Source organism: Sphingobium sp. (assembly GCF_041987595.1).
Classification (GTDB): domain Bacteria; phylum Pseudomonadota; class Alphaproteobacteria; order Sphingomonadales; family Sphingomonadaceae; genus Sphingobium.
Genome location: NZ_JBHIWJ010000071.1, coordinates 1 through 20,763, shown reverse-complemented (window position 1 = coordinate 20,763; position 20,763 = coordinate 1). Strand labels below are relative to the sequence as shown.

At 63.8% G+C, this 20,763-nt stretch carries 20 protein-coding genes; 2 read left to right on the top strand and 18 right to left on the bottom strand.

Going from position 1 to position 20,763, the window contains the following annotated elements:
* The coding region (locus tag ACFC3J_RS16175) for a GNAT family N-acetyltransferase (protein WP_375197147.1) at positions 1-542 on the bottom strand (542 nt) is incomplete at its 3' end.
* On the opposite strand from ACFC3J_RS16175, the gene ACFC3J_RS16170 reads away from it, so the two are divergent.
* Complete coding sequence (locus ACFC3J_RS16170; protein ID WP_375197146.1) at positions 529-747, top strand: hypothetical protein; 219 nt, start codon at positions 529-531, stop codon at positions 745-747. The genes ACFC3J_RS16175 and ACFC3J_RS16170 overlap by 14 nt on opposite strands.
* Positions 744-2,231, top strand: a complete 1,488-nt coding sequence (locus ACFC3J_RS16165) for an aldehyde dehydrogenase family protein (RefSeq protein WP_375197145.1) — start codon at positions 744-746, stop codon at positions 2,229-2,231. Before ACFC3J_RS16170 ends, ACFC3J_RS16165 begins: the two co-directional genes overlap by 4 nt.
* Before the next feature lie 77 nt (positions 2,232-2,308).
* On the opposite strand, the gene ACFC3J_RS16160 is transcribed toward ACFC3J_RS16165, so the two are convergent.
* The 17 genes from ACFC3J_RS16160 to ACFC3J_RS16080 form a co-directional block, all read right to left on the bottom strand.
* Positions 2,309-3,439 (bottom strand): NAD(P)/FAD-dependent oxidoreductase, encoded by a 1,131-nt coding sequence (locus ACFC3J_RS16160; RefSeq protein ID WP_375197144.1) that lies wholly within the window; start codon positions 3,437-3,439, stop codon positions 2,309-2,311.
* On the bottom strand, positions 3,436-4,812 hold the full coding sequence (locus ACFC3J_RS16155) for an FAD-dependent oxidoreductase (protein WP_375197143.1): 1,377 nt from the start codon (positions 4,810-4,812) through the stop codon (positions 3,436-3,438). The genes ACFC3J_RS16160 and ACFC3J_RS16155 overlap by 4 nt, the downstream gene beginning before the upstream one ends.
* On the bottom strand, positions 4,794-5,102 hold the full coding sequence (locus ACFC3J_RS16150; protein WP_375197142.1) for a (2Fe-2S)-binding protein: 309 nt from the start codon (positions 5,100-5,102) through the stop codon (positions 4,794-4,796). Before ACFC3J_RS16150 ends, ACFC3J_RS16155 begins: the two co-directional genes overlap by 19 nt.
* Positions 5,099-6,916 carry an ABC transporter ATP-binding protein gene (locus ACFC3J_RS16145; protein WP_375197141.1) on the bottom strand — a complete coding sequence of 606 codons (1,818 nt, stop codon included), beginning with the start codon at positions 6,914-6,916 and terminating at the stop codon, positions 5,099-5,101. The genes ACFC3J_RS16150 and ACFC3J_RS16145 overlap by 4 nt, the downstream gene beginning before the upstream one ends.
* Complete coding sequence (locus tag ACFC3J_RS16140) at positions 6,913-7,734, bottom strand: ABC transporter permease (protein WP_375197140.1); 822 nt, start codon at positions 7,732-7,734, stop codon at positions 6,913-6,915. The genes ACFC3J_RS16145 and ACFC3J_RS16140 overlap by 4 nt, the downstream gene beginning before the upstream one ends.
* The gene (locus tag ACFC3J_RS16135; RefSeq protein ID WP_375197139.1) at positions 7,731-8,711 is read right to left on the bottom strand and encodes an ABC transporter permease; all 981 of its coding nucleotides are present in this window, start codon (positions 8,709-8,711) and stop codon (positions 7,731-7,733) included. The genes ACFC3J_RS16140 and ACFC3J_RS16135 overlap by 4 nt, the downstream gene beginning before the upstream one ends.
* A complete protein-coding gene (locus ACFC3J_RS16130; protein WP_375197138.1) occupies positions 8,711-10,243 on the bottom strand; it encodes an ABC transporter substrate-binding protein in 1,533 nt (510 codons plus the stop codon). The genes ACFC3J_RS16135 and ACFC3J_RS16130 overlap by 1 nt, the downstream gene beginning before the upstream one ends.
* Positions 10,243-11,538 carry an NAD(P)/FAD-dependent oxidoreductase gene (locus ACFC3J_RS16125; protein ID WP_375197137.1) on the bottom strand — a complete coding sequence of 432 codons (1,296 nt, stop codon included), beginning with the start codon at positions 11,536-11,538 and terminating at the stop codon, positions 10,243-10,245. Before ACFC3J_RS16125 ends, ACFC3J_RS16130 begins: the two co-directional genes overlap by 1 nt.
* A gap of 8 nt (positions 11,539-11,546) precedes the next feature.
* Positions 11,547-12,215 (bottom strand): haloacid dehalogenase type II, encoded by a 669-nt coding sequence (locus ACFC3J_RS16120; protein ID WP_375197136.1) that lies wholly within the window; start codon positions 12,213-12,215, stop codon positions 11,547-11,549.
* Positions 12,216-12,449: 234 nt separating this feature from the next.
* Positions 12,450-13,376: a 2-hydroxyacid dehydrogenase gene (locus ACFC3J_RS16115; protein ID WP_375197135.1), complete on the bottom strand. Its 927-nt coding sequence runs from the start codon at positions 13,374-13,376 to the stop codon at positions 12,450-12,452.
* Complete coding sequence (locus tag ACFC3J_RS16110) at positions 13,373-14,422, bottom strand: PepSY-associated TM helix domain-containing protein (protein WP_375197134.1); 1,050 nt, start codon at positions 14,420-14,422, stop codon at positions 13,373-13,375. The genes ACFC3J_RS16115 and ACFC3J_RS16110 overlap by 4 nt, the downstream gene beginning before the upstream one ends.
* A gap of 99 nt (positions 14,423-14,521) precedes the next feature.
* Complete coding sequence (locus tag ACFC3J_RS16105) at positions 14,522-16,651, bottom strand: TonB-dependent siderophore receptor (protein WP_375197133.1); 2,130 nt, start codon at positions 16,649-16,651, stop codon at positions 14,522-14,524.
* Between the two features lie 340 nt (positions 16,652-16,991).
* Positions 16,992-18,203, bottom strand: a complete 1,212-nt coding sequence (locus ACFC3J_RS16100) for a DUF1624 domain-containing protein (RefSeq protein WP_375197132.1) — start codon at positions 18,201-18,203, stop codon at positions 16,992-16,994.
* Positions 18,204-18,230: 27 nt separating this feature from the next.
* The gene (locus ACFC3J_RS16095) at positions 18,231-18,839 is read right to left on the bottom strand and encodes a hypothetical protein (protein ID WP_375197131.1); all 609 of its coding nucleotides are present in this window, start codon (positions 18,837-18,839) and stop codon (positions 18,231-18,233) included.
* 1 nt (position 18,840) lies between these two features.
* A complete protein-coding gene (locus ACFC3J_RS16090; RefSeq protein WP_375197130.1) occupies positions 18,841-19,569 on the bottom strand; it encodes a HupE/UreJ family protein in 729 nt (242 codons plus the stop codon).
* Between the two features lie 9 nt (positions 19,570-19,578).
* Entirely contained in the window at positions 19,579-19,971 is a 393-nt protein-coding gene (locus ACFC3J_RS16085) for a hypothetical protein (protein ID WP_375197129.1), read from the bottom strand.
* A gap of 22 nt (positions 19,972-19,993) precedes the next feature.
* The gene (locus tag ACFC3J_RS16080; RefSeq protein ID WP_375197128.1) at positions 19,994-20,719 is read right to left on the bottom strand and encodes a DUF4198 domain-containing protein; all 726 of its coding nucleotides are present in this window, start codon (positions 20,717-20,719) and stop codon (positions 19,994-19,996) included.
* Positions 20,720-20,763: the final 44 nt, after the last annotated feature.

Below are 20,763 nucleotides of genomic sequence, written 5' to 3'. Positions count from 1 at the left end.
GCATCGAGCAATGCATCACGGTTCATGCCTGTGGCCTGCCGGGCAAGATCGCGCAGCACAGCCATATCCTTGCTTCCGAGCGGGCGGACGCGTTCATCCGGGATAAGTTCCGCCATGGGCACTGCAAAGGCCGCACCCTGATGCTGGAATACCGGACCGATCGGATGAAAACCCAGCTTGCGATAGAGCGGCGCGCCCTCATCGGTCGCGTTGAGCAGCACCGTGCGGTCGCCCAGATCGTTCAGCACCGCATCCATCAGGCGGCGGCCGATACCCATGCCCTGCGCCTTTGGAGAAACGATCACCATGCCCAAAGTCGCGGCATCATCGCCATAGAGCCACGCCATGGCGGTGCCGATCACCTCCGGCTTACCATCCGCATTGGTGCGTTCCGCCACATAGCCGAAGCCGAGCTGGAACAGCATCTCCCAATCCTCGACCCGGTGCGGCCATTTCTGTTCGAGGGAAAGGTCGTGGGCGGCGGTCAAATCCTCTGCGGTCATGCGCCGCAGATCCACCATCGCCTTTATGCCTGTCGCCATGCGTTTTGCTCCTTGGCGGGAAGGGGTGCCCGCCCTTGGTCATGAATCAATGACCGGGACATTATGGTCAGCCCATAAGCATTGGCTGCTGCCTTCGCATTTTTTTTGGAAGAATATCGCGCAGTCTTTCCAGCGCAATTGCCACAAATGCCGCCGGGCAACCCTATTTTATAGGGAAGGCGTGCTGAAGGAGATTATGCCGTGACCGGTTTCAACCCCGACCTCATCAGTCTGGCAAAGGCCAACAACTTCATTGGCGGCCGCCGGATCGAAGGGCGGGGGAGCGCGATCACGGTGCGGCGTCCCTCGGACGGCCGGGTGCAGGCGGACCTGGACGGCGCCGATGCAGACCAGCTGGCCGAAGCGGTGGAAAATGCGCAGACCGCCTATAAGAAAAGCGGCTGGGCGCAGACCGACCCGCGCGGCCGCATGAAGGTGCTGCGCCGCTGGGCCGATCTGATCGAGGCGGATGCGGCGAACCTCGCGCCGCTGGAGGCGCTGGGTTCCACGCGCACGATCAACGAAATTAACGCCTGGGATTTGAGCTACACTGCCGAGACGATCCGCTTCTACGCGGAATGGGCTGACAAGATCGGCGGCGAAGTGGCGGCGACCACGCCTGACAAGCTGGGGCTGACGATTGCGGAGCCCTATGGCGTGGTCGCGGCGATCGCGCCGTGGAACCTGCCGCTGGTGATGGCGGGCTGGAAGATTGCGCCGGCCATTGCGGCGGGAAACAGCGTCGTGCTGAAGCCGTCCGAAATGACGCCGTTCAGCATTGTCCGGCTTGCGGAACTGGCGATCGAGGCGGGGCTGCCCGCAGGTGTGTTCAACATCGTGCAGGGCGATGGCCGATCGGTGGGCGATCCGCTGGTTCGTCGCCCGGAAGTGGCGAAAGTGACCTTCACCGGATCCACCCGGACGGGCGCGGCGATCATGGCGGCCTGCGCGGAAACCGGACCCAAGCCGGTGACGCTGGAACTGGGCGGCAAAAGCCCGCAGATCGTCTTTGCCGATGCCGGGCTGGACGAAGCCCGGCTGGACAGGGCGGCGGCGATCGTCGCGCGGGCGATCACGCTCAACGCCGGGCAGGTCTGCGTCGCCGGATCGCGGCTGCTGGTGCAGGAAAAGGTCGCGGATCAGGTGATCGACCGCATCCTCGCCGCCTTCGCCGCGCACAAGGCCGGTCCGACCTGGCGCACGGACACGACAATGGGGCCGATCATTTCCGAAGGCCAGCTCGACCGGATGGACGGCATCGTCAAGCGCGCCATATCTGAAGGCGCAGAGGTGCTGGCCGGGGGCGGCCGGGCAACGGCCCCGCAGGAGGGCAGCTATTTCGCGCCTACATTGCTGGCCAATGTCGACCAGAAGAGCGAAGCCGTGCAGGGCGAGATTTTCGGACCGGTGCTGACGGTCCAGACCTTCGCCGATGAGGAAGAGGCCTACGCTCTCGCCAACGACAGCGATTATGGGTTGGCGGCGGGGGTCCACACCGGCGATGTCGCCTTGGCGCTCAGGGCCACGCGGTCGCTGGAGGCGGGGACGGTCTGGGTAAACCGTTATGGCCGAAGCAATGACTTCATCCTGCCGACAGGCGGCTACAAGCAGTCCGGCATTGGCAAGGATCTGGGGCGCGAGGCCTATATGGCCAACCTCAAGACCAAGACTGCGTTGATCGAGTTTTAAGGCGCGGACAGCCCCGTTTCCCCCGTCATCCCCGTGCAGGCGGCGATGACGGGGTATGAGAATTGGAGCATGTCGCTCTATTCCGCAAACCGCCCAATTCTATACGGCTCCATTGGAATGTCCGTGCTGCCCCTGGCGATGATTTCGGCCATCGTTTCGCCTACGCCCGGCCCGATCTGGAACCCGGAACCCGAAAAGCCGAAGGCATAATAAAGCCCGCTCGTCGTCGCGCTTGGCCCCATGACCGGCTGGCTGTCGGGCATGTAGCCCTCGATGCCCGACCAGACGCGAATGATGTTGAGCTTGCCCAGAGCGGGGGCAAGACGTCTGATGTGTTTCAACTGGCTGAGCGTGTTCTGCGGCAGCACATAGCTGCGATACTCGTCCGGATAGGAAGGTCCGCGCGTCGACCCGCCCAGCACGATGTTACCGCGCGCCACCTGCCGGAAGTAGACCGTTTCCTCCTCCAGCGGAGTCATCACCCCGACGGCCGGATGGATCGCGTAGGGCACCGGTTCAGTGACGCTCATATTCGGCCCTTTGGGAACGATGGGCACCGATTCGCCAAATTGCGAAGACAACGCATTGCCCCAGGCGCCTGCGGTGATCAGCAGGACCGGTGCGCGGAACGTCCGGCCATCCTCTGCGGTGACGAGGAAATCGTCGCCCACCTTTTGCGCATCCACAATCTTGCTGTTCTCATGGATCGCCGCGCCCATACGCTGCGCCGCCCGCGCAAAGGCGGGCGCGGCGAGGCGGGGATTGGCATGGCCGTCCATCGCGGAGTAGGATCCTGCCAACACATCGGCCCCGAAAAAGGGAAATTTCGCCCGCAGCGCGTTGCCGGTGAGGAGTTCTAGGTCCAGCCCTTCAAGCCGCGCCTTGTCGGCATAGTCCTCCATCGCGCCGACGAGTTCCGGCCGGTCGCGGTAGCAGACGCGGATATGCCCAGACTGAAGATATTCTACATCCGCGCCGAGCAATTCACGCGATTTGCGCCAGATGGCGAGGGCGCGGTTGGCGAGGGGCAACTGGTGCAGGGCACGGCCCTGGCGCCGGACATTGCCGAAATTGGTGCCGCTCGCCTGCCGTCCGATCAGGTCGGTTTCCAGCAACGTGACCGACAGACCATGGCCGCGCAGGAACAGCGCCGCCGAAGATCCCATGAGACCGCCACCCACGATGATGACGTCACTTGCCACGCTCATGCTTCTTCTTCTCCGATGGCGATGGGCAGTGGCTTGACTGGCGCTTGCCCCCGCAGACGGCCGACCTGCTCGACCGGGATTTTGGCTTGGGCCGCGATGATTTCCGTCGCCGCGAGGCCGCAATAACGGCCCTGACAGCGTCCCATGCCGACGCGGCTGAAGGCTTTGGCGCGATTGGCTTCGATGGCGCCGGTTTCACGCATGACGGAACGCAGGTCGCCCGCGCTGACGGCTTCGCAACGGCAGACGATCGCCTCGTCCGGGAGGGCGGCGGCCTGATGGGCGGGCCAGGGGAAAGCCTTGGCCAGACCGCGAGCGAACCTGGCATAGCCCGCCACATCACGGCGCAGCGCTGTCATCGCGGCGCCATCGACCGGGAGGCCAAAGTCGGAAAGCGCCGCCAGCGCGGCCAGCTTTCCGCTTGCCTCCGCCGCACGCGCGCCGAGGATTTTTACCCCGTCGCCGGCCAGATAGATGCCCTCCGTGCTGGCTCGACCATCCTCGTCGCGTCGGGGGAGCCATTGACGGGTGCCGGGATCGAACGCGAACTCGCAACGGGCAAGGTCCGCCAATTGCGTTTCAGGCCGCAGATGATAGCCGACCGCTACCGCATCGCAGCCGATCGTCTTTTCCACGCCCGATGCGTCGCGAAACCGCACGGCGCTGACGCCGCTGTTCGCCTCGCCCATGATCTCGACCGGCGTTATCCGGTGATGCACCGGCACGCCGGCCTTCTTCAGCGCACGCGTGAGCCTGATACCGTTCCACAACACCGCAGGCTGCGCCATCAGATCGGGCAGTGCCTTGATCCGCGCGCCCGCCGGCGAGGTATCCAGCACCGCGGCCACCTTTGCCCCTGCCTCCACATATTGCGAGGCGACGAGATAGAGCAGCGGCCCGGACCCCATGAAGACCACTTCATGCCCGATGGATACCGCCTGCGATTTCAGCGCAACCTGCGCCCCGCCAAGGCTGTATGTGCCCGCAAGGTTCCAGCCCTTGACCGGCATCAGCCGATCGGTCGCGCCGGTGCAGAGGATCAGCGCGTCAAAGGGCAGCGCCTCCTGAACATTGCCCTGCGCTGTCCACAGCTGCCCGCCGGCGATGTTCCACGCCAAAGTCTCCGGCCGATAGTCGATCCGACCCCTCAGCGCATCGAAACTGTCGTGAACTGCCTTCGCCAGGCCGGCTTCCGTGCCGTAGAGCTTCTCATAAGGCCGTGTGAAATTCTCGGGCTGGCGGCGGTAGATCTGCCCCCCCGCGCGCCGCGCTTCGTCGATGACGATGGGGCGCAGGCCGGCCATCACCACAGCCTCGGCTGCGCGAACGCCGGCCGGTCCCGCGCCGACGACGATTATGCGAGGTTCGGCCATGTCGCCTCCGGCTGTCTGGTGAGGATGCGCTGACCCGCAGAAGCAAGGGTGGAGCAGGCGCGCAGGCGGTCGCCGCCTGCCGTCCACACCCAGCAATCCTGACAGGCGCCCATCAGGCAGAAGCCTGCCCGGCGGCCATCGCCGAACTCGGACTGGCGCAAGGTCCCGCCTGCGCTCAGCAGCGCCACCATCAGCGTGTCGCCCTCCAGCGCCGTGATCGGCTGGCCGTCGACATGCAGCGTGACCGGAGGGCGCTCAGTCTCGCCCAGACGAACGAAGCGCGCGCTCATGCGGCTACCCCCTGAACTTTCGTCAAACTCTCTTCTCCATGATGGCACAAAATGCTGTTGCCCTTGGCGAGCGCGTGGCGCGGCGGGGCAAGGACGTTGCAGACCCCGTCGATCCGGGCTGCGCAGCGCGGCAGGAACCGGCAGAGCTCGACCTCTTCCGCCGGGGCGCCGATGAGGGGCAGGGAGCGGGCGGCGCCGCTTTCCTCCAGCCATCCGGCGCGCATTTCCGGCACCGATCCGATCAGCAGGTCGGTATAGGGATGGAAGGGCGCCTCCCGGAAGCCTTCGCGTCTGCCCATCTCGACCATATTGCCCGAATAGAGGACGAGGATGTCGTCGCAGATTGCGCGCACCGTCGAAATATCGTGGCTGATGAACATGTAAGCGACGCCCAGTTCCCTGCGCAGCTCTGCCATCAGGTCGAGGATCGCCGCACCGACCACGGTGTCCAGCGCCGAGGTCACCTCATCACAGAGAATCAGGTCGGGATCCGCCGCCAGCGCGCGAGCGAGATTGATGCGCTGCTTCTGCCCGCCCGACAGATCGCCGCAGCGCCGGTCGATAACCGAAGCGGGCAGGCGGATGAGGTCGAGCAGTTCCAGCACCCGAAGCCGTGCCGCGTTTCCCTTGAGGTCATGATAGAAGGCCAGCGGGCGAGAGAGAATCTGGCCCACGCAGTGGGCGGGGTTGAGCGCTGTATCGGCATTCTGGAACACCAGCTGGACACGCCGGAACTGGTCGCGGCTGCGCCCTTTCAGGCCCGGCGGCAGCGGTTCGCCATTGAGCAGCACCTCGCCCTGCGAGGGAGGCAGCAGCCCCGCGATCACCCGCGCCATGGTGGATTTGCCCGAACCGGACTCCCCGATCACGCCCAGGGTCGCGCCACGCTCCATCTTGAGGTTGATGTCGCGCAGCACAGGGATGCGCGGACGGCCATCCTTGCCGATCCTGCCATAGCCTGCCGTCATGTCGCGGATTTCGAGCAGCGGCGCGGCTGGTATGCCGGCCTGTTTCGGCGCGGGCCTTACCGCGGGCCGGGCGGCCGCCATCAGCGTTTTCGTATAATCGTCGGCAGGACGGTGCAGTATCTGATCGGCGCTGCCTTTTTCGCGAATGCGGCCCTGATTGAGCACCACGATCTGATCCGCCATCTGCGCCACGACCGCCAGGTCATGCGACACGTAGATGGCGGTCGCGCCGCGCTCCAGCACCACTGCCTTGAAGGCCCGCAACACCTCGATCTGGGTGGTGACGTCGAGCGCAGTGGTCGGCTCGTCCAAAATCACCAGCTCAGGATCGGTGACGAGCGCCATCGCCGCCATCAGGCGTTGCAACTGCCCGCCCGAAAGCTGGTGCGGATAGCGCGATCCGATCGTGTCGGGGAAGGGCAGGGCGAGCGCGCGGAACAGCTCGACCGCTTTCTTTTCGGCGGCGGCACGCGGCATCAGATTATGGATCAGCGCTGGTTCGATCACCTGATCCATGATCGTGCGCGAAGGGTTGAAGGCCGAGGCGGCCGACTGCGCGATATAGGCGATGCGGTTGCCGCGAAGCCCCGTCAGGCCCTTGGCGTCCAGCGAGAGTATCTGGGAGTCGCCAACGCGGATGGTGCCGCCCGCAATCACCGCTCCCGGCCGCGCATGGCCAAGCAGGGTGAGTGCAATCGTGGTCTTGCCCGATCCGGACTCCCCGATCAGCGCCAGCACCTCGCCGCGCTCCAGCGAAAAGTCGATATCGCTGACGATGGGGAAGCTCTCTCCTGCCGCATTGCGGGCGGTGACGCGCAGACCCTTCACTTCGACATGAGCGGTCATACGCGCTTCCCCTTGAGGCCATCGATCAGCAGGTTGACGCCCACGGTCAGCGTCGCGATGGCGACGGCCGGCATCAGGATCGCCAGCGCGCCTTCACCGAGGCCCGAAATATTCTCGCGCACCAGCGAGCCGAGATCCGCATCCGGCGGCTGCACGCCGAGGCCGAGGAAGCTGAGACCTGAGAGGAGCAATACGATGAACACGAAGCGCAACCCGAAATCGGCCAGCAGCGGATGGATCATGTTGGGCAGGATCTCGCGCAACGCGAGGTGGAAGCGTCCTTCCCCCCGCACCCGTGCGACCTGCACATAGTCCATCTGCGCCAGGTTCACCGCCAGCGCGCGGGCAATGCGGTAATTGCCCGGCACGTAGGTTACTGCGGCGATCAGCAGCAGCAGCGCCAGCGAGGAACCGAACGCAGCCACCAGGACCAGCGAGAAGATCTTGGAGGGGATCGAGATCAACGTGTCCATGAAGCGCGACAGCGGTTCATCGACCTTTGGGCCTCCCACAGCAGCGGTGAGCGCCAGCGTCGTGCCGGTAGCGCTCGCCAGCATGGCCGCCGCCGCCGCCAGGCCGACCGTATAGCGTGCGCCCGACAGCAGACGGCTCAGCACGTCGCGGCCGAGATAGTCGCTCCCCAGCCAGTGCTGCGCCGATATTCCGTCGAAAACGTCATAGGCGACGAAGGCACCGACCGGATAGGGCGCCAGCACCGGCCCCAATATTGCGACGATCAGCCAGAAGATCACCAGCGAAAGGCCAATTCTGCCGGACAGCGGAAGGGTTTTCGTCCAGCGGAGGGAAGAAGCAGTCATTGTGCGCGCAGCCTGGGGTTGGCGAGGATGGCGGTGAGGTCCGCGATCAGCATGAGGATGAGGTAGGCCGCGCAGAAGATCATGGCGCAGGCTTGCAGCAGGGGCATGTCGCGGCTGGTGACGGCATTCACCATCAGGCTCGCGAGGCCCGGATAGTTGAAGATGGTTTCGACGATGATCGCTCCGCCCAGCAGATAGGAAAGGCTCAATGCCATCGCATTGACGATCGGCGCGACCGCATTGGGCATGATGTGCCGCAGCACGACCCGGACCGGTGGCACGCCCTTCAGCACCGCCATTTCGACATAGGGGCGGTCCATCTGGTCGATCACGGCTGCGCGGGTCATGCGGGCCATCTGGGCGATGACGACGATGCTGAGGCAGAGGATCGGCATGGCCGCACCGCGCAGATAATCGCTCCAGCTCATATCGTCCGCGACCAGCGCGATGGAGGGCAGCCAGCGCAGCTTCACCGAAAAGATCAGCACGGCGAGCGTCGCCACCAGAAATTCCGGCACCGCGACCATGGACAGGGTCGAGACATTGAGCGCCCGGTCCAGCTTGCCGCCCCGGTTCATGGCCGAACCGATGCCGATGGCGAGCGCGACGGGCACCGCGACCAGCGCGCTGAGCGCGGCCAGCAGCAGGCTGTTGGGCAGGCGGCTGGAAATGACTTCGGACACGGGGAGATTGGCGACCAGCGACTGGCCGGGATCGCCGCTTACCATGCTTCCCAGCCAGTTCACATAGCGTTCGGGTGCCGGGCGATCGAGGCCCATTTCATGGCGCAGCGCGGCGACCTGCTCAGGGGTGGCGCTTTGACCCAGCGCTTCCTGCGCGGCATCGCCGGGCAGAAGCTGGGCGATGGTGAACACCACCGCCGACACGAGCAGAAGCGTCAGCAGCGATGAGGCGAAGCGTTTGCCAATCAGTGCAAGCGCGGCCCTTGCGCCGGAAGAGGAGGAACCGCCAGCCATCAGCCTTCCCACCACACATGTTCGGCGAATTGATAGCCCATCAGACCTCCGGTGGACATGGATTGCAGGCCCTTCACGCGCCGGTCATATCCGTCGATCAGGCTGATGAAGACCGGAATGGCGACACCGCAGCGGTCATGCACCAGCCCCTGCATTTCGCCGTACAGCTGCTTGCGTCGGGCCTGATCCGCTTCGCCGCGCGCTTCCAGCAGCAGCCTGTCGAAACGCGGATTCTTCCAGCGGGACTCGTTCCAGTCGGCATCGGACTTGTAGAAGAGGCTGAAGATCAGGTCGGCGGTCGGGCGCGGGTTGGTGTTGCCGAAGGTCAGCGGGTGCCGCATCCAGTGGGTCGACCAATAGCCGTCGCCCGGCACCCGGTTGACCGCCAGGTTAAGCCCGATGCGCGAGCCATATTCCTGCAGGATCGACGCCATGTCGACGGACCCGTCCGCAGCCGGGGAGGCATAGACAGGCAGGCGCACGCCGTTCAGTCCGGCACGCTGAAGGTGCCATTTCGCCTTGTCCAGATCGAGCGAGGTCTGCGGCAGATCGGCGCGATAATAGGGATGGAAGGGCGGAATCGGATGGTCGTTGGCGATCGTCGCATAATCACGATAGAGCGCCCGCTTGATCAGGGGCCGATCGATCAGATATTTCATTGCCGCGACGAAATGGGGATTGTTGGTCGGCGCGCCGTCCTGCCGCATGATGAGATTGGTATAGAGGCCGGATTGACTCTCCAGCAGGGCGTGGCGGCGGGAGGCGCGGATACGCTTCGTCGAACGCGGATTGACCGCGAGGATCAGCTGCACATCGCCCGACAGCAGCGCATTGACGCGGCTGACCTCGTCCGGGATGCCGATCAGTTCGATCTCTTCCAGATAGGGCCTGCCGTGGCGCCAGTAGTTCGGATTACGCCGGGCGAGAGTCCGTACGCCGGGGCGGAACTGGGCGCAGCGATAGGGGCCTGTGCCGTTGGCGCTGTGGAAATCCCTGGTCCCCGCACGCAGGATCAGGAAGTGCGATTGGGCGAGGATGGTCGGCAGGTCGGCATTGGGTCCGGTGAGGCGGATCGTCAGGTCGAGCGGACCCGTCGCCTTCACCTCGGCAAACTGCTCGGCGATGGTCGCCATTTTGGAGCCGGTCGCCGGGTCATTGTGCCGCAGCAGCGACCAGACCACATCCCTGGCCGTCAGCGTCGCGCCGTCATGGAAGGTCACACCGCGCCGCAGGCGGATATGCCAGTTCCGCTGATCGCTGCTGTCGATCCGCTCGGCCAGCGCGGTGCGGGGGATCAGGTTGCGGTCGAGCTGGGTCAGCCCGTTGTAGAACATATAATGGCGTATATAGTCGGTCGACAGCGCACCCTTGGCCGGGTCGAGCGTGTCGGCGGTCGAGCTGGAGAGGCTGGCCACCCTTATGCGCCCGCCGACGCGGGGCCGGGGCGGCGCGGCCAGTGCGTTCTCCGGCAGCAGCAGTCCTGCTCCCAGCGCGCCCAGCATGTCCCGCCGTGAAAAGGAGAAGTCGTCCATCAATGGATGATATCCTGCCATTTGTACCACAGGCCGACGAGCGGCAGGAACCATGGCTTGCCGAAGTGGCCGGGGACGCTGGGCCAGTCGAGGCCGTCCCAGGGGTTGGCGGCATTCTCGCCAGCCATCACCCGCGCCATCATCTGCCCCATATAGGTCGCCATCTGCACGCCATGGCCGCTATAGCCCATGGAATAGAAAAGCCCGTCATGCTCGCCCGCGCGCGGCAGGCGATCGGCGGTCAGGTCCACCATCCCGCCCCAGACATGGTCGACGCCCACGCCCTTCAGCGCCGGGAAAATCTCGCCCATCGTCTGTTCGAGAATGCGCCCGCTCTTGAGGTCGGAGCGCGGATCGCTGATCGCAAAGCGTGCCCGCCCGCCAAAGATCAGCCGGTTGTCGGCGGTCAGGCGGAAATAATTGCCGATGTTCTTGCTGGTCACATAGTTGCGCCGACCGGGCAGCAGGCTGTCGATCAGCGCGTCGTCGAGCGGCTGCGTCGCCACGACAAAGCTCCCCACCGACACGATCCGCCGCCGGAACCAGCCAAAGGGCGCGGCGGCAGGCGCTCCGCCGGTCGCGACCAGCACCTGCGAAGCCGTAATCTGCCCCCTGGGCGTCGTCACCCGCCAGTTTCCGGGCCCGTTGCTGCCCGACCGCTCCAGGCCGGTAACCTCGGCATGCTCATAAATCTTCGCGCCTGCCCGCGCCGCCGCTTCCGCAAGGCCCACGCCAAAGCGCCCCGGATGCAGTTGCGCGCTGGTCGTCTGGATCAGCGCGCCGTGAAAGGCGTCCGATCCCACTTCCTCGCGAATGCGTTCCGGGGGGACGAGGCGGACATTCTCGTCCACCTCTCTGGCAAGCAGATCATGCGCCCGCACCAGCTTCTCATAATGTTTCGGTTTGGCGGCGAGCTTTACCCGGCCGCAGCGACTGAAGGCACAATCAATGGCCTCCTCCCGAACCAGCCGCTCGACCAGATCGACCGCATCGACATGGGCGCCGTAATAGGCCCTGGCGATATCCTTGCCGAAGCGGGCGGAGAGGGCGCCATAATCATGGGCCGTGCCATTGTTGCACTGACCGCCATTGCGCCCTGAAGCCTCGCCCACGACGCGCCCCTTCTCCAACAGCATGACGCTGGCGCCGCGCCTGGCCAGCGCGAGCGCCGCCGAAAGCCCGGTAAAGCCGCCGCCGATAATGGCGACGTCAGCTTTCCCTTCAACGGCGCCCTGTGCCGCGCCCGTAAAGGGCGGGGCGCTTGCCAGCCAATAGGAGAGGGGGGATGCGTTCATCGCTGGAATCAGAGACCCACGACCGCAGGCAGAGCGCCGATATGCGGGATTTCGACGTCGCGATAGAAGGCGTTGGACGGCTCATGCCCCCTGCCCACGAACACGCGGCAGCCAAAGCGCAGGTCGGTCGCGGTGTTCTGGTCGTAACGGAAGCTGGAGGAGACGTGCATCATCTCTTCGGGCTTCGCGCCGAGCTGGTCGAACATATATTCGAACGCCTGCATGCGCGGCTTGTAGGCCTGCGCCATCTGCGCGGTGTAGACCGCGTGGAAGGGGGCGCCCAGCATGCCGACATTGTGATGGATCTGGTCGTTCATCGCGTTGGACAGGATAACGAGCGGGATCTTGTCCCCGATCTTGGACAGGCCGCCCGGCACGTCCTCATGCGGGCCCCAGGTCGGCACGGCATTATAGACGGCGTCGGCGTCAGCTTCGCGATATTCGACTCCCCAGCGCTTGCAGGTGCGGCGAACGGAATTGCGGATGACTTCCTGATAGGGTTTCCAGGCGCCCAGCACTTCGTCCAGCCGATAGGCGCTCCAATCCTTGCAGAAAGCAGGCAGGTTCTCTGCCGCGACACGATCGGCCATGAAGGCGGTCGCCATCTCGGTCATGCGGAAACGGGTCAGCGTGCCGTAGCAGTCGAAGCTGATATATTTGGGCCGGAAGTTGGGCATGGGTGGGAACTCCCCCTTGGTTGAGAGTGGCCGGTGGGCCGTTTCGATGAAGCCATTACGGCATGGGCTGTCCGGAACATGTTTCCGATTGGCTTGGCGGGCAGCGCAGATTTGGACCTTTTATACCATGGTTTCGGCATAGTTTGCCGTGGGCCGTTCAGGTCGGAGATCGGGTCGGGAAATAGCTGCTTTATGGTCTTCGCATGCGGAAATGCGGCACAGAATATCGCCAGCTCAATAACCCCGGTCGCGTGTCACTTCGCCTTCCATCGCTTGGCCGGTCTGGTGCCGCCGGATATTGGCGATCAGCGCTCGCGCTGCGCTGTCCGCTCGCGTCATGCTGGCGATATGTGGTGTCAGCAGGATGCGCGGATGGTCCCAGAAAGGATGCTGTTCCGGCAGTGGCTCAGGCTCGGTCACATCGAGTATCGCCGCAGAAAGATGCTCCTCGTCGAGGAACGACAGCAGATCATGCTCCACCAGATGTCCGCCCCGCCCGACATTGATCAACGCAGCACCGCGCGGCAGTTGCGACAGAGTTTTCCGGCACAAAATGCCGCGTGTCTCGGCGGTCAGAGGCACAAGACAGATCAGGATATCGCAGCCCGACAGAAACACGGGCAGTTCCGCCTCTCCCGCATGGCAGGTCACGCCCTCGATAACGTGCCGTGACCGGCTCCATCCCGACAGCGCAAAGCCGAAGGGGCGGAGCGCGCCCAGCACCGCCTGCCCCAGCTGCCCCAGACCCATCACCCCGACCCGGCGCGCGGAGGCAGGGAGCAGTTTGATCGGCGCCCAGCGATGCTCCCGCTGCGCGATGCGATAGTCGATCAGATTCCGGTGCAGCGTCAGCACCGCGCCACAGGCATATTCGACCATGCCCTCGGTGATGCCCGGCTCGATCATGCGCACCAGCCGGACGTGCCGGGGGAGTTTGCCCATGTCGAACTGGTCGATCCCGGCGCCCACGGAAAAGAGAATCTCCAGCCCCGAAAGCCGCGCCAGCAGCTCGGCTGACGGGTCCCATGCCGCCAGATAGCGGATCGCGGCCGGATCGCTCATTTCCTCGGGCGTCATAAAGGCGATGTCCGGCGCTTCGGCTTCGAATATGGCGCGCCAGATGCGGCCGCGCTCGGCATCGGAGGTGTAGAGCAAAGTCATGCAGGCAACTTTCTGGAAGTGGCGCGGCGGCGCAGGACACGGGCCTGCCACCACATTACCGGCCCGGAAATGGAAAGGATAATGAGCGCCAGTGCTGCGGCCATCCACAGCGCCGGCCCGATTGCGCCCAGGCTGTTGCCGGCGTGCAACGGCAGGACCGTCATCCAGAGCGCGTCATTTTGTTCGGCGCGCGTGGCGCTGACCATTTGAGGGGCGGCGATGGTCACCACCGCGCGGTGGACGGCGCGCGCATTACGCTCCGGCGCATGGAAATTGACGATCAGGCGCTTCTCCGTCAGGCGGATGTCCCGCAGCGCGCTCTCTGGAAAGGCGTTCTGCGCCAGCGCCAGCGCCCGATCCAGTGTGCCCGCGCTGACCGCCGCATGACGCTGGCCCGGGCCGCTCGCTTCCAGCAGCTCCGGCACGATCAGAAACAGCCCGGTCACAGCGAGGAAAGCCAGAATCAGCGAAACCACTACGCCGACAGTGCGATGCAACTGTCGCAGCACCAGTCGGAAAGCGACGCTCCAGCGAATGGAGAGATGCTTCGTCATCGGTCCGCGCCTGGGCCACCAGAAAGCCAGCCCCGTCACCGCCATGGCAAGCAGCCCCAGCGCGTTCAGCAACACGACGGCCATTCCTGCCTTGCCTGCCATCAGCCGGTAATGGATCTGAAGCGCCGCTTCGATCGGAAAGGCCCAGACGCTCCCCGCGCGCAGCACTTTCCCACCCGCCGGATCGACCGAGGCATAGCGCACCGCTCCACGCGCATCGTGCATTTCGGCCACGTAGGTCGCGCCCTCGACATCGGGCGCGAACAATCGGGCCACGGCAAAGCCGGGCACGGCCTTCTCAGCCCCAATCGCAGCCGCTCCGGCGGAAATGACCGGCCCGCTCCCATGGCTCACCATAGCCGAAGGATCTATCAACCGCGCCACCGACCCGCGATAGAGCAGCAGCATGCCGGTCAGCGCCTGGACCAGCAACAGTGCCGCCATGCCCAGCCCGACATATTTATGAAGGCGAAGCCATTGCGCCCGGCTCATTTCAATCTCCGAACAAGGAAAAAGCCGCCGGCGACCCTCAGGCTTGGAGGGGTGGGTCGCCGGCGGCCGATCGGAACTCAAAGTTCCGATATCAGAGCATCAGAAGTTAAACGTCCCCCGAACCGTGAACGACCGCGGCGCCCCCGGCTGGATCCACAGTGCCGAATAGGAGCTGGCATAATATTTCTTGTCGAACAGATTGGTCACATCGGCCGACAGCTTGATCTGGTCGGTGATGTTGAACGATCCCAGCACCTTGGCAACGGTGTAGCCCGGCAGATAGAAATCCGTCGCCGTTTGGCCCAGTCGCTTGCTGACATAGGTGACGCCTGCGCCCAGCATTGCTTCATGATTGCCGATCGAGAAATTCTTGAACAGCAGCGCGTTGCCCTGATGTTTGGGAATGTTGATAAGAGGATCGTTCTTGCTCACCCCTGCGGAGAGATAGTCGTCCGCCCAGCCTGCGTCGGTATAGGCATAGGTCAGGAACAACTCGAACCCGGCAGGCAGCTTGGCGTTGACGTCGAACTCCACGCCCTGGCTCTCGGCCGATCCGACCGCCGTGGACAGGCCGCTCAACAGATCGGCGGTCAGCACGTTGCTCTTCTTCATCTTGTAGAGCGAAAGCGTGCTGGTGATCCGGCCATTCGGCGTTACGAACTTCGCACCGACTTCATAGCTTTTGCTGACTTCCGGGGCAAAGGCGTTGTTGTTGACGTCCACGCCGCTGTTCGGCCGGAACCCCTTGCCATAGCTGGCATAGAAGGACAGGCTTTGTGTCGGCTCGAACACCAGTCCCGCCATCGGGCTGAACTTGGTATAGGCTGCGGGGGTGGTGACGCCCAGCCGGTTGTTGATATTCTGGCTGAAATCGTCGTAGCGGCCGCCAAAGCGCACCTTGAAGCTTTCGCTGATCTCGATCTGATCCTGGGCGTAGACGCCCCAGGCCTTCTGGACTTCCGACGCATTCTGGATGACCGATGTCGGCGTCGGCGCGACGATATTATAGTTGGGATTGAAGATGTCGATCGAATAGGACTGATCCGCAGCGGTCGGTCGATAGCGGAGCTGATAGGTGTCGATCTTGAAACGGTCCCAGTCCGCGCCAATGCGGATATTGTGGACGATCGATCCGGTTTCGACCTTGCCGCTGATTTCGCCGCGGAACACCATATGGCTGGTATTATAGTCGCGGTAGCGGCGCTGGCGGGACAGGGTCTGGCCGTCATTGTCCAACTGCTGGCGGCTGGACGCCAGTTCCGGATCGCTCGAATAGCCCCGGAAGATCGTATCCTTGTAACCCGCACCCAACATCAGCGTCCAGTCGTCGCTGAAATCATGCTGATATTGTGCCTGATGGCCCAACACCTTGACCTTTACCGGGCCGTCATTGGGATTGCCCAGGAAACGGGAATTGGGGATTGCGCCCAGATTATAGGTGGTGACGCCGTTGGTGGCGGTCGGGATCGCCACCACGCCGCGGTCGAACGGCACTTCCTGGTTCACATATTCCATTTCATAAGTGAACAGGTCGCGGTCGGAGAATTTCGCGAGGAAGGACGGCGTCAGCACATATTTGCGGGTGTGGACCGTGTCGCGGAAGCTGTCGGCATCTTCCACCGCACCATTCAGGCGCACCGCGAACATGTCGTTGATGGGCAGGTTATAGTCGCCCTCGACCCGATAGGTGTTCCAGCTGCCGCCCGCGACGCCGAAGCTGCCGAAGGTCTTTTCCAGCACCGGCTTCTTGGTGACGATGTTGATCGTGCCGCCCGGCTCGCCGCGCCCGAACAGGGCCGAGTTCGGACCTTTCAGCACTTCGATCCGCTCGACGTTCGAGGCATCGCGCGGGCCGCCATAGCCGCGGCCGCCGTTGAAGCCGTTGACCAGGAAACCGCTCGGGAAATTCTCGTCGCCGGCAAAGCCGCGGATCGCGAAGCTGTCCCAAAGGCCGCCGAAATTATTCTGCTTCGAAACGCCGCTTGCCAGTTCCAGCGCGGTGTCGAGGCGGGTGATGTTGAGGTCGTCGAGCAGCTTGCCTTCCAGGAATTGCACCGCCTGCGGGATTTCCTTGACCGGCGTGTCGCCGAAATATTGTCGCTTCATGGCCGTGACGACGATTGTGCCGTCCCCGGCATCTCCAGCCGTCTGGGCCTGAACGCCCGGTGCGAATGCGATGGCGGCGGCGCTGGCAGTCAAGGCCAGACGAAAAGCCGAATATTTGCGCATAATGCTTACCCCTATAAAAATCGCTGTTCCCATATGTCCTGCGAAATGGGGTGTGCCGGCCTGTTCTTTTCTTTCTCTCCAGTCGGACATCTTTTTGGTCCTTTTTCTCCGGGGGCCGGTCACGGGGCGTTTTTGTCGCCTCTTGTTGAAATCAGGCTATGCCTGCATTGCAGAAATATTACGTCAAACTTGCCGCCCCTGACGGTGAAAAATAGTGAAAAGGGGGGCTGGACGGCAGGATTCACTGGGCTGGTTCCACGCGTTTCGGAGCCGTAAAGACCCATGAAAAAGGCCGCCTTCCGGGTGGAAGGCGGCCAGGGAACCCGCAGGCACTCGGGATCTAAAGATATTTAAGCCACCATATATCCTTCCGCCGCTGTTTCAGCTGCGCGAACCAGCGGGTGGGGAAATAGAGCACCGGGATCAGGATGAAGACCCAGATCCACACCCAGCGCAGATGATCGACGCCGAACACCGTGCCCTTGGTCGGGCCATAGAGGACCAGCGCGATATTGTAGATGACCTTCAGCGTGTAGAGGTGCAGCACATAATAGAACATCGGCGCGCCGCCCAGCAGGGCGAGGTGCGGCATGGCCTTGCTGTCCTGATAGCTTTCGAAAGCGGCAAGCAGCAGGCAGCCGGTGCCGATGGTCGGCATCAGGAACAGCAGCGAGGGCGGATATTTGGTGAGCGCGAGGAAGCTCATTACCGTGCGCAGCGGCGTTTCCGCGATAAACCACGGCTTGTCGCCGTAGACATTGAGGTAACGGATCACGACGAAGCCGATCAGCAGGCCAAGGCCCAGCGTCAAGAGCCGCTTGATGCGCTTTGCCGGGTCGCTGCCGCGCGCGAACCACGGTCCGCAGGCATAGCCGAGCAGGATCACGCCGATCCATGGCAGAACCGGGTAGGTCGTCTTGAACAGCACGCCGGCGATTTCGAACTTGTCGCGTTGGTGGAGCAGCGCCCAGGGAATGAAATAGGGTGAGTCCGGTGTCAGCCTGATCGGGTCGAGCAGGTTGTGCAGGCAGACTATGGCCAGACCCACGGCAAACTGCGCCGGGCGCGGCATGTGCAGCAGGGCGGCCAGTGCGATCATGCTGAGTCCGATGGCCCAGATCACCTGTAGCCAGAACGCCATGGGTGGGAAGGCGGGCGCCTGCGTCGGCCAGGCATAGCCGACGACCGTGAATTCAAGGAACAGCAGGAACAGGCCGCGCTTGAACAGGAACTCCGACACCTGGGCCTTCGTATGCGACTGGCCGTACAGCCACGCCGACAGTCCCGTCAACGCCACGAAAGTCGGCGCGCAGAAGGTCGATAGCAGGCGCGTGAAGAACAGCCCCGGATCGGTGGTGTTGGCGTTCACCGGGTCGGTCACCTGCAAATGCAGGAACCATGTTTCGCGCACATGGTCGACCAGCATGAACAGCATGACGAGGCCACGCAGCGCATCGATGGCGATCAGCCGGGTACGCGCCTTTGCGGCGTCCATGGGGGAGGCGGAAGCCCGAAGGCTTATGGGGGGCGCTTGGCCCGCTATACTGCTCATGGCACCAGTCCTCTTATGCCTTTTAGCTCACTCAGCCTCGGGCTGATAGAGATCCTTGTAGAAGCCGACCGTCTTGACGGTGACGGTGACGGGCGTTTCACCCTTGTTGCGGAAATACCAGCCGTGGATGCCGGCGAAGGGCGCGGTAAAGTCACCCTGTCCGCCGCTGATCTCCAGTTCCTTCCAGTAGTCGGTGAAGGCGTCGTCGGGCGCGTTCAGCTCTTCGCCATGCATCTCCGCCTTGATCGGGCCGCTCGACGTCCAGCTGAAGATGAAGCTGTCGCCCTTCTGCATGTGAGCCTTCACTTCCTGACCGCTGTGCGGGGGAAGGGTGATGGTCATCTCGTCCTGCCGCCAGGGCGTGGACCTGGAAATGCTGTCCTTGGTCGGCGTGGGCATATCGCTCGCCTTGGCCGGAACCGCTGCGGCCGGCGCGGCTTCCGCCTTGCCCGCGACCATGCCGGTCAGGCCCAGCGCCGTGCCGACGCCGGTGGGATCGATGCCATATTCGGCGGGCAGCACGAACAGCGTCAGGATCGCGGCTGCGGCGATCACCGCGCCGCCGGTCGCCTTGGCCAGCGTGGAGGGGGACGGAGAAATCTGGGCAGGAAGCGCGGATATGGTCTGCGTGTTCATGTCAGGCACCCTGAGTAAAATAGCCGGCCAGCTGGTAGCCGATAAGGACGAAGCCGGCGGTCATCAGCGCGGCGTTGGCGAGGATGGCGGTGCGACGGAAGCTGTCGCTCAAGCGCCAGAGGTTCATCAGCAGCAGGATGATGGTCAGCGCCATGAACTGGCCCATTTCCACGCCGATATTGAAGCTGATGAGGTTGGGGATCATCCCGTCCCTGGCCAGGGTCAGTTCCTGCAATTTGGTGGCAAGGCCAAAGCCGTGGAAAAATCCGAAGATCAGCACCGCTGCCTTGGGATTGGGCGAGAAGCCCAGCCAGGTCCGGAACCCGTCCAGATTGTCGATCGCCTTGTAGACTACCGACAGGCCGATGATGGCGTCGATGATGAAGGGATTGGCGCGAATGTCGAAGATTACGCCCAGGAGCAGCGTGGTGCTGTGCCCGATGGCGAACAGGGTGACATAGGCGCCGACATCCTTCAGCCGATAGAGGAAGAAGATCACGCCGGCCAGGAACAGCAGATGGTCGTAGCCGGTCACCATATGCTTGGCGCCCAGATACATATAGGGGATGATGTTGACGCCTGATGCGCCTTCGATGAAGGCCTTGTCGTTTTCATTGACGCCATGCGCCCAGAGCGATGCGCTCATGAGCGCAAGGATCAGGCCCAAAGCCAGCAGCGCGACCCGCCGCAGGTTCCGGGAGAGAGGCGGAGGGAGGGGCGCGCTGTTCATGGCCGGCTCTTATTTGGTCTGGAAGGTGGCGAAGACCTTGGCGCCGTTCCTGTCGGTCAGGGCGACGACGATCTTCGCGCCCCTTGTCGCCTTGAAGCCGACGGCCGACAGCCTGTTGGCACCGACAGGCTTGAGCGCCGCTTCGGTCTTTGCGCCACCGGCGGTCTGGATCAGCTTGGCTGTATACCCCGCCGCGGCGACCGGCTCATCCTCTTCGGTGAGATAGACGTCGGCGCCCCTGGGGCCGGTCACCAGTTCGATCATCGTTTCACCGGACATCTGGACGAGACCCCCATGCTGGGGCTTCATGCTGCCGTGGGCGAAGACGGCGGCGGGCAGGGCGGCGAGGGCCAGAGCGATGGCGCCCGAAGAAAGGGGCGCGCGGAACAGATCAAACTTCATGGCATGGTCTCCAAAATAGAACTCATTCCGGCAGGTGCGGCAGGACGAATGAGAGCGAGGCGCGATATTCCTCATGATCGACCTTCTTGTCGGTGGTCTGCCCGACATAGATCGCCATCAGCACATTGATGCCCTGGTTGCGCAGCCTGATCGTCGCAGTGCCGTCGGAGCCGGTCTTGGCGGGATTGGCCTCATCGGGATCGTTGACATAATCCTGCATCACGGTCGCGCCAGCGACGGGTTTGCCCTTGTAATAGACGCGCACCTTCATCGGTTCGCCCATCTTCTGCGGAATGGCGAGGTCGGCGGGGACAAGCTGGAGCGCGTGGCCCTCCAGCAGCGGCACAGGCTTGGTCGGCTGCTGAGCCAGATAGACGGCATATTTGAAATTATGCTCGGCCAGCGTCGCGTTGGGCACTTCGTCGCGGCCCTTGTTATGCCATTCGCCGTCGGGGGTCTTGCTCCAATAGCCATAGTCCATGATCGCTGCGACGGCGGCCAACGGCTCGTCGCTGTCGACCACGGGGATCGCGCCCGCCGCACGCAGCGAGGTTGTCACCGGCGCCCAGTCGGCGTCATAGCCGGTCACGGTCTTGACGAGCGGCAGACGCTTTACCGCGTCCAGATCGTCCGCGCCCACGCCGTAGATCAGCGCGACCTGCCGGGCGCGCTGGGCGAACCAGATGCCATGCGCGCTGAGCGGGGCCGCAGCCGCGACGGCCACGCCTGCGCAAAGTGCTGCGGTCATAAGACGGGTGAATTTCACGGGCGCGCCTCCAATGGGTCAAAATG

What these genes read in the sequence shown, in the direction of transcription:
- ACFC3J_RS16115 (WP_375197135.1), bottom strand. Translation starts at nt 13,376, where the DNA reads ATGACTTTGCTCTACACCTCCGATGCCGAGCGCGGCCGCATCTGGCGC.
- ACFC3J_RS16160 (WP_375197144.1), bottom strand. Translation starts at nt 3,439, where the DNA reads ATGAGCGTGGCAAGTGACGTCATCATCGTGGGTGGCGGTCTCATGGGA.
- ACFC3J_RS16090 (WP_375197130.1), bottom strand. Translation starts at nt 19,569, where the DNA reads ATGAACAGCGCGCCCCTCCCTCCGCCTCTCTCCCGGAACCTGCGGCGG.
- ACFC3J_RS16125 (WP_375197137.1), bottom strand. Translation starts at nt 11,538, where the DNA reads ATGAACGCATCCCCCCTCTCCTATTGGCTGGCAAGCGCCCCGCCCTTT.
- ACFC3J_RS16085 (WP_375197129.1), bottom strand. Translation starts at nt 19,971, where the DNA reads ATGAAGTTTGATCTGTTCCGCGCGCCCCTTTCTTCGGGCGCCATCGCT.
- ACFC3J_RS16155 (WP_375197143.1), bottom strand. Translation starts at nt 4,812, where the DNA reads ATGGCCGAACCTCGCATAATCGTCGTCGGCGCGGGACCGGCCGGCGTT.
- ACFC3J_RS16150 (WP_375197142.1), bottom strand. Translation starts at nt 5,102, where the DNA reads ATGAGCGCGCGCTTCGTTCGTCTGGGCGAGACTGAGCGCCCTCCGGTC.
- ACFC3J_RS16100 (WP_375197132.1), bottom strand. Translation starts at nt 18,203, where the DNA reads ATGAGCAGTATAGCGGGCCAAGCGCCCCCCATAAGCCTTCGGGCTTCC.
- ACFC3J_RS16135 (WP_375197139.1), bottom strand. Translation starts at nt 8,711, where the DNA reads ATGGCTGGCGGTTCCTCCTCTTCCGGCGCAAGGGCCGCGCTTGCACTG.
- ACFC3J_RS16120 (WP_375197136.1), bottom strand. Translation starts at nt 12,215, where the DNA reads ATGCCCAACTTCCGGCCCAAATATATCAGCTTCGACTGCTACGGCACG.
- ACFC3J_RS16110 (WP_375197134.1), bottom strand. Translation starts at nt 14,422, where the DNA reads ATGAGCCGGGCGCAATGGCTTCGCCTTCATAAATATGTCGGGCTGGGC.
- ACFC3J_RS16130 (WP_375197138.1), bottom strand. Translation starts at nt 10,243, where the DNA reads ATGGACGACTTCTCCTTTTCACGGCGGGACATGCTGGGCGCGCTGGGA.
- ACFC3J_RS16140 (WP_375197140.1), bottom strand. Translation starts at nt 7,734, where the DNA reads ATGACTGCTTCTTCCCTCCGCTGGACGAAAACCCTTCCGCTGTCCGGC.
- ACFC3J_RS16105 (WP_375197133.1), bottom strand. Translation starts at nt 16,651, where the DNA reads ATGCGCAAATATTCGGCTTTTCGTCTGGCCTTGACTGCCAGCGCCGCC.
- ACFC3J_RS16170 (WP_375197146.1), top strand. Translation starts at nt 529, where the DNA reads ATGCCTGTCGCCATGCGTTTTGCTCCTTGGCGGGAAGGGGTGCCCGCC.
- ACFC3J_RS16080 (WP_375197128.1), bottom strand. Translation starts at nt 20,719, where the DNA reads ATGACCGCAGCACTTTGCGCAGGCGTGGCCGTCGCGGCTGCGGCCCCG.
- ACFC3J_RS16145 (WP_375197141.1), bottom strand. Translation starts at nt 6,916, where the DNA reads ATGACCGCTCATGTCGAAGTGAAGGGTCTGCGCGTCACCGCCCGCAAT.
- ACFC3J_RS16095 (WP_375197131.1), bottom strand. Translation starts at nt 18,839, where the DNA reads ATGAACACGCAGACCATATCCGCGCTTCCTGCCCAGATTTCTCCGTCC.